Origin of the sequence: Ramlibacter sp., assembly GCF_028291745.1 — a bacterium.
Classification (GTDB): Bacteria; Pseudomonadota; Gammaproteobacteria; order Burkholderiales; family Burkholderiaceae_C; genus Ramlibacter.
Genome location: NZ_JAQGNQ010000009.1, coordinates 68,840 through 75,637 on the forward strand (window position 1 = coordinate 68,840; position 6,798 = coordinate 75,637).

General features: G+C 68.6%; 8 protein-coding genes. 6 read left to right on the top strand and 2 right to left on the bottom strand.

Annotation, left to right across the window (positions count from 1 at the left end; genetic code table 11):
- The first annotated feature begins 16 nt into the window (after nt 1-16).
- From JWP60_RS01315 to JWP60_RS01340, 6 genes are all read left to right on the top strand, one after another.
- Nucleotides 17-994 carry a tripartite tricarboxylate transporter substrate-binding protein gene (locus JWP60_RS01315; RefSeq protein WP_299785609.1) on the top strand — a complete coding sequence of 326 codons (978 nt, stop codon included), beginning with the start codon at nt 17-19 and terminating at the stop codon, nt 992-994.
- An 87-nt stretch (nt 995-1,081) separates the two neighbouring features.
- Entirely contained in the window at nt 1,082-1,480 is a 399-nt protein-coding gene (locus JWP60_RS01320; protein WP_299785611.1) for a cupin domain-containing protein, read from the top strand.
- 79 nt (nt 1,481-1,559) lie between these two features.
- Nucleotides 1,560-2,840, top strand: a complete 1,281-nt coding sequence (locus tag JWP60_RS01325) for an SRPBCC family protein (RefSeq protein ID WP_299785613.1) — start codon at nt 1,560-1,562, stop codon at nt 2,838-2,840.
- An 11-nt stretch (nt 2,841-2,851) separates the two neighbouring features.
- Nucleotides 2,852-3,328: an aromatic-ring-hydroxylating dioxygenase subunit beta gene (locus tag JWP60_RS01330; RefSeq protein ID WP_299785615.1), complete on the top strand. Its 477-nt coding sequence runs from the start codon at nt 2,852-2,854 to the stop codon at nt 3,326-3,328.
- 25 nt (nt 3,329-3,353) lie between these two features.
- The gene (locus tag JWP60_RS01335) at nt 3,354-4,316 is read left to right on the top strand and encodes a tripartite tricarboxylate transporter substrate binding protein (RefSeq protein ID WP_299785617.1); all 963 of its coding nucleotides are present in this window, start codon (nt 3,354-3,356) and stop codon (nt 4,314-4,316) included.
- 91 nt (nt 4,317-4,407) lie between these two features.
- Nucleotides 4,408-4,722 (top strand): GNAT family N-acetyltransferase, encoded by a 315-nt coding sequence (locus JWP60_RS01340; protein WP_299785619.1) that lies wholly within the window; start codon nt 4,408-4,410, stop codon nt 4,720-4,722.
- Nucleotides 4,723-4,907: 185 nt separating this feature from the next.
- Here the strand turns inward: JWP60_RS01340 and JWP60_RS01345 are convergent, their stop codons facing one another.
- Together JWP60_RS01345 and JWP60_RS01350 are read right to left on the bottom strand one after the other, a co-directional pair.
- Nucleotides 4,908-6,347: an NAD-dependent succinate-semialdehyde dehydrogenase gene (locus JWP60_RS01345; protein WP_299785621.1), complete on the bottom strand. Its 1,440-nt coding sequence runs from the start codon at nt 6,345-6,347 to the stop codon at nt 4,908-4,910.
- 107 nt (nt 6,348-6,454) lie between these two features.
- The gene (locus tag JWP60_RS01350) at nt 6,455-6,658 is read right to left on the bottom strand and encodes a hypothetical protein (protein ID WP_299785623.1); all 204 of its coding nucleotides are present in this window, start codon (nt 6,656-6,658) and stop codon (nt 6,455-6,457) included.
- Nucleotides 6,659-6,798 lie beyond the last annotated feature (140 nt).

Here is a 6,798-nt window from a genome sequence, read left to right on the forward strand (position 1 = left end):
CTCCAGCAGGAGACCCATGCCCCGCCCGCAGTTCCTTCGCCTCTTCTTGGCCGCCATCTGCGCCGCGCTTGCGCTGCCGGCGTTCTCGCAAGCGACAGGCGCCCCCTACCCCTCGCGTCCCATCCACATCATCGTCGGCTACGCCCCCGGCGGCGCCAACGACATCCTGGCGCGCATCCTCGCGCAGAAGATGCAGGAGGGGTTCGGGCGCGACGTGGTGGTCGAGAACAAACCCAGCACCGGGGCGATCATCGGCAGCGTCGCGGTGGCCAATGCCGCGCCCGACGGCTACACCTTGCTGATGGGAGCCAGCGGGCCGATCGTCTTCAATCCCGCGCTGTACCGCAAGCTGCCGTACAACCCGGTGAAAGACCTGGTGCCGGTCTCGATCGTCGGCACCTTTCCGCTGGTGCTGTCGGTGGCGGCGAACGCGCCCTTTCGCAACGTGGCGGAGCTCGCGGCGTACACGCGGGCGCACGTGGAGCAGTCGAATTACGGCGCGAGCTCGGCATCGTTCCAGCTCGCGACCGAACTGCTCAAGAGCAAGACCGGCATCCGTGCCGAGCACATCCCGTACAAGGGCAGCATGGAGTCGGTCAACGGGGTCGCCGCGGGGCAGCTCACGATGACGCTGGTCGACTCGGGCCCGGCCGTCGGCGCCATCAAGGGCGGACTGATGAAGGGGCTGGCCGTCACCTCGCCGCAGCGCATCGCCGCCCTGCCCGATGTGCCGACGATGGCCGAGCAAGGCGTGGACCTGATCATCCAGCTCTGGAGCGGGCTGCTCGCGCCGGCCGGCACGCCGCGCTCCGTGGTGGACCGGATCGCGGCCGAAGTGCAGCGCATCGTCAAGCTGCCGGATGTGCGGGCGCGCATGGCGGGGCTGGCGATCGAGCCGGCCGGCAGCAGCCCGGAGGAATTCGCGCGGGTGATCGCCAGCGAGATCCCGCTGTGGACCGGGGTGGCGCGGGCCAACAACATCCACGCGGATTGAGAGGCTGGGGGGCGGCCGCGCAGCCGTCCTACAAGCGCGGCCGCGCGCCGCGCCGAAGATAAAGGGCAGAAGAACGCGAGGAACACCATGGCGCTGCCGCATGCCAAACACCTGGACGTGATCAACGTGGGCCCGCTGGGCGAGGAGCTCCAGGGCCAGGTCAGCACCAGCCTGATCAAGACCGACCGCCTCCAGCTGCTGCACCTGGTGCTGGCGCCGCACCAGGACCAGCCGCAGCATCACGTCGACGACGAATGCACCATCCACTGCCTCGAAGGCGAAGTGGAGGTGGTGATGGGCCTGGGCGTGCGCAGGCTGCGCCCGGGCAATGTGATCGTGCTGCCGCCCAGGGAGCCGCACTCGCTGCGCGCGCGCAGCGAAGCCGCCGTGCTGGTGACCTTGTTGCTGCGCGGCGGCGATGCCGGCAACCAGGGCGGTGCGGGGCATCGGCGGGACCTGGACAAGGACACGCCGATCAAGCCTTGAAGGCGATCGTGCGCCGGGCCGCGGCCTGCGCGCAATGGCCGGTTGGCCGCCCGCGCGCCAGGGCGCACACTGCGCCCCCATGGACTGCCCTCTTTCCTCCGCTCCCGCGCAGCAGGAGATCCCTGCCGGCGCGATCCGCCGCCCGTGGCCGCAAGGCGGCTTCACCAGCGCACCGTACTGGGTCTACAGCGACCCCGCCGTCTACGCCCGCGAGCAGCAGGCGATCTTTCGCGGCAAGTCGTGGCACTACCTCGGCCTGGAAGCCGAAGTGCCTGATGCGGGCTGCTACAAGAACACCTACATCGGCGAGGCCAACGTGCTGCTCACGCGCGCCGAGGACGGCTCGCTGCATGCGATGCTCAATCGCTGCGCCCACCGCGGCAACATGATCTGCCGCGAGGCTTTCGGCCAGGCCGAGAAGCTGCACTGCGTCTATCACTCCTGGAACTACAACCTGAAGGGCGACCTCACCTTCGTGGCCTTCCGCAACGGGCTGCGCGGCGAAGGCGGGCTGCCGAAGGACTTCGAGCTGGCCGATCACGGGCTGCAGAAATTGCGCGTGGCTTCCATCGCCGGCGTGGTGTTCGCCACCTTCCGCGCCGACACGCCGCCGCTGGAGGAGTGGCTGGGCGACGTGGCCGACGGCATCAGGCGCGTGTGCCGCAAGCCGCTGAAGGTGCTGGGCTACGACACGCAACGCATCCACGCCAACTGGAAGGCATACCACGAGAACCCGCGCGACTCGTACCACGCGAACATCCTGCACACCTTCTACGGCACCTTCGGGCTGTCGCGCCAGTCGCAGGAGTCGGGCATGGTGCTCGATGCGTCGGGCCGGCACGTGTACTTCTATACCAAGGCCGGCACCGAAAAAGCTTCGGCCGACTACAAGGAGACGGCCTCGGCCCTGCGCTCGCACAACGAGGGCCTGATGCTGGAGGACCCCTCCATCCTGAAATGGCGCGACGAGTTCGGCGACGGCATCAGCGTGCAGATCCTCAGCACCTATCCCTCCTTCGTGCTGCACCAGATCGCCAACAGCCTGGCCACCCGCCAGCTGCTGCCCAAGGGGCCGGGGCGATGCGACCTGGTGTGGACCTATTTCGGCTTCGCCGACGACGACGCCGAGACCGAGCGCATGCGTCTCGTGCAGATGAACCTGGCCGGCTCCGCCGGCATGGTGTCGGTGGAGGATGCGGCGGTCTGCGAGATGATCAGGCGCGCCGTCGGTGACGGCGCCGAAGGCGAGTCGTACATCCGCATGGGCGGCAGCACGCTGGAGAGCGGCGGCAACAGCAAGCTCTCCGAGCGCGCGATCCGCAACTTCTGGCATGCGTACCGCGAAGACATGGAGATCTGACAATGCCTTTGTTGCATGCACAACATTTCCGCGGCGTCGAGAACCTGGTCTTCGAATGGGCCCGCGCCATCGACGAGAACCGCGTCGAGGACATCTGCGCGCTGCTCGCGCCCGAAGGCCGCTACACGGTCCAATCCCGCTTCAACGCCGACCGCAAGCTGCCGCACGCCTTGATGGACGCGCATTCGCCGGCGCAGCTGCGCGACCGCATCCGGTCCATGCGGCTGGCCAACATCTACGAGCCGCAGCATTACCGGCATCTGGTCTCGGGCGTGCAGATCGTCGGCGGCGACGTCGACAGCGGGTTGCAGGTGCGGTCCAACTTCGTGGTCGTGCGTACCATGGACCTCGACGGCGACATGAAGCTGTTCGCCGCCGGGCAGTGCGAAGATGTGGTCGACGTGAGGGGCGCCGAGCCGCGGTTCGCGCGCCGTCATTTCAAGCTGGACTCCCGCCTGGTGGAGACGCTGATGGTGATCCCGCTGTAGTGGCTCCGGGAGTAAAGGACAGACCATGATGAACCGCAGGAACTGTGTCGCGCTGCTGGCCGCCGCGCCTTTCGCCACGCTGGCCGAGAGCGCCTGGCCCAAGGGCACCGTCACCGTCGTCGTGCCGCTGGCGGCGGGCGATGGCGGCGACACCACCGCGCGCGTGATGTGCGCGGAGCTGTCGCACGATCTGGGCGTGCCGGTGGTGGTCTCCAACCGTCCCGGCGCGGGTGGCGCGCTGGGCGTGCAGCAGGTGATAGGCGCCAAAAAGGACGGCTACACGCTGCTGTTCACGCAGAACAGCCCGCTGACCGTGCGCCGCGTGCTGGAACCCACCGCCGCCTCGTACGATCCGCTGCGCGAGCTGGAGCCGCTGGCGATCACCACGCGCACGCCGTCGGTGCTGGTGGTGCGGCAGGACGCCCCGTTCAACAGCTTCCGCGACCTGGTCGCCTACGCGAAGAAGCATCCGCATGGCGTTCGCATCGGCAATGCCGGGCCCGGCTCGGCCGGCGACCTGAGCGTGCAGGTGGTCAATGCGCAGATCGGCATGGAACTGCCCTCGATCCCGTACAAGGGCGCGGCGCCGGCCGTGACCGACCTGATCGGCGGCCAGGTGGAAGCGGCGATCGTCGCCCTGGGCGCCGTGAGTTCGCACCTGAACAGCGGCACGCTCGCGGCGCTGGCCATCTCGCATCCTTTCCCGAAGCTGCCCACGGTGACCACGCTGACGCGGCTCGGGTATCGGCAGGACCTGCTGGGCGTGTGGTTTGCCTGGCTCGCTCCGTCCGGCGTGCCGCCGGAGGTGACGCGTGCGCTGCTGCCGGCCCTGCAGAAGGCGGCGCGCAGTGCGGAACTCGCGGCCCGCCTGCTGCCGCTGGGCATCGCGCAGGATTGGGTGCCAGGCAACAAGCTGGCCTCCGAAATCAGCGACGAGTTCGCGACGGTGACCGACCTGACCAAGCGGATGCAGCGCCGCAAGTCGTGAGAGCGGGTGATGGTGCGACGCAAGCGCCTGGCGTTGCCGGCTGAGCCGCGGGCCGTCCCCGATCCGCGCCTGCGCGTGGCACCATGGAGCGATGAAACAGCAGCAACAACAGACTGCGGGCGCGAGCCCCGATCTCAGGCACAACGAAGCGCAATCGCGCTATGAACTGATGGTGGACGGCGAGCTCGCCGCCCACGCCGACTACGCGCGCGAGGGCGACGCCGTGCGCTTCACCCACACCGAAGTCGTCCCCGAACGCGAAGGCCAGGGCCTGGCCGCACGCCTGGCCGCCTATGCGCTCGACGACGTGCGCACGCGCGGGCTGAAAGCCATCCCGCAATGCAGCTACATCGCGGGGTACATCGCGCGGCATGAGAAGGAGTACGGAGCGCTGGTGGTGAAGTAGGCCCGGCAGGAACACGTCATTGCGGCCTTGACCCGCAATCCACGGCGGCCTTCGCACGAGCGCAGCGTGGATCCCGGATCAAGCCCGGGATGACATGTATTTGAAGCAGAAAGAAAGAAGCCCGGCCGGTGCCGCGGCCCCTCACCCCAGCCCTCTCCCCGCCGGGGAGAGGGAGCAAGGCACGATCAGACGTTCGCCACCGCCACCGAGCGCGCGTTCAGATACGCCTCCAGCGCCTCCGGCCCGCCCTCGGAGCCATAGCCCGAGTCCTTGATGCCGCCGAAGGGCATTTCGGCGCTGGGCATGGCGGGCATGTTGACCCACAGCATGCCGACTTCGACGCGGCGCGTCAGCAGGTCGGCGTTCTTCAGGGACTTGGTGAACGCATAGCCGGCCAGGCCGAAGGAGAGCCGGTTGGCTTCCTTGATCGCTTCGTTCAGGTCCGTGAAGCTGCGCAGCGCAGCCACCGGGCCGAACGGCTCGTCGTTGAAGATCTTGGCATCGAGCGGCACGTCGGCCAGCACGGTCGGTTCCCAGAAGTTGCCGGCATCGCCGATGCGCTTGCCACCGGCCAGCACCTGCGCGCCCTTGCTCACGGCGTCCTGGTGGAATTCCGCCATCGCGGTCAGGCGGCGCGGGTTGGCCAGGGGGCCCATCTGCGTGCCTTCGGCCAGGCCGTCACCCACCTTCAGGCCGGACACGTACTTGACCATGGCCTGCGCGAACTCGTTCTTCACGCTCTCGTGCACCAGGAAGCGGGTGGGCGCGATGCAGACCTGCCCCGCGTTGCGGAACTTGGCCGCGCCCGCCGACTTCACCGCCAGCGCAATGTCGGCGTCCTCGCAGACGATCACCGGCGCGTGGCCGCCCAGCTCCATCGTCACGCGCTTCATGTGCTGGCCAGCCATCGCCGCCAGCTGCTTGCCCACCGGCGTCGAGCCGGTGAAGGTGATCTTGCGGATCACGGGGTGCGGGATCAGATAGCTGGAGATCTCGGCCGGGTTGCCGTAGACCAGACCCAGCACGCCGGGCGGCAGGCCCGCATCGGCGAAGGCGCGGATCAGCGCGGCGGCGGCGGCCGGCGTTTCCTCGGGGGCCTTGACCAGCATCGAGCAACCCGCCGCCAGAGCGGCGCCGACCTTGCGCACCACCTGGTTGATCGGGAAGTTCCAGGGCGTGAAGGCCGCGACCGGACCGACCGGGTCCTTGATCACCATCTGGCGCACCGAGAGATTCCAGCGCGAGGGCACGATCCGGCCGTAGACCCGGAAGCCTTCTTCGGCAAACCACTCGATGATGTCGGCGGCGGCCATCGCTTCGCCCTTGGCTTCGGCGAGCGGCTTGCCCTGTTCCTGGGTCAGCAGCGGCGCGATCTCGGCGGCCCGCTCGCGCATCAGGCCGGCGGCCTTGCGCATGATCTTGCTGCGGTCGGCGGCCGTCATGTCGCGCCAGGTTTCGAAGCCTTTCTGGGCGGCTTCGAGCGCACGGTCGAGGTCGGCCTTGCCGGCGTGGGCGACGCGCCCGATTTCCTTGCCGGTGGCGGGATTGAACACCGCCAGGGTACGGCCGTCGGCGGCGTCCTGCCACTGGCCATTGATGAAGAGCTGGGTATTGGGGTACGTCATGGCTGTCCCTTGAGCGGTTGCAGGCCGGAATCATACGTTGCACCCGCATGCCCCCTGCAGCGAGGTGGCGCACGCGGCCCCCGTGCCGCGCCCGCCCCGCCCCTCGCTCAATGAACGGCGGCCTCGACCTCGGGCATGGCCAGCTCGCGGCCCACCATCGCCCGGGCGTAGAAGTAGTTGTTGCGTGCCCGCTCGCTCATGTGGTCCAGGTCGACGTGACCCGCTGGATCGCAAGGGAAGGCAAAGCCGCGGCCGCTGTCGAAGAGCGACTGGAAGCGCAGCTGGAACTGGCAAGAAGCGGTCTGGCTCATGGCGTTTCCCCTGATCTCGATCAATGTTCCGGCAGTTGCGGCGGCCTCGGTGCGAGGGCTCTTGCCCCGGCGCGCCAGCCGCGCCGCAGCTGTCCATATGCACCGTTATGCATCAAGCATGCCGCCCCTCGAATATGCCG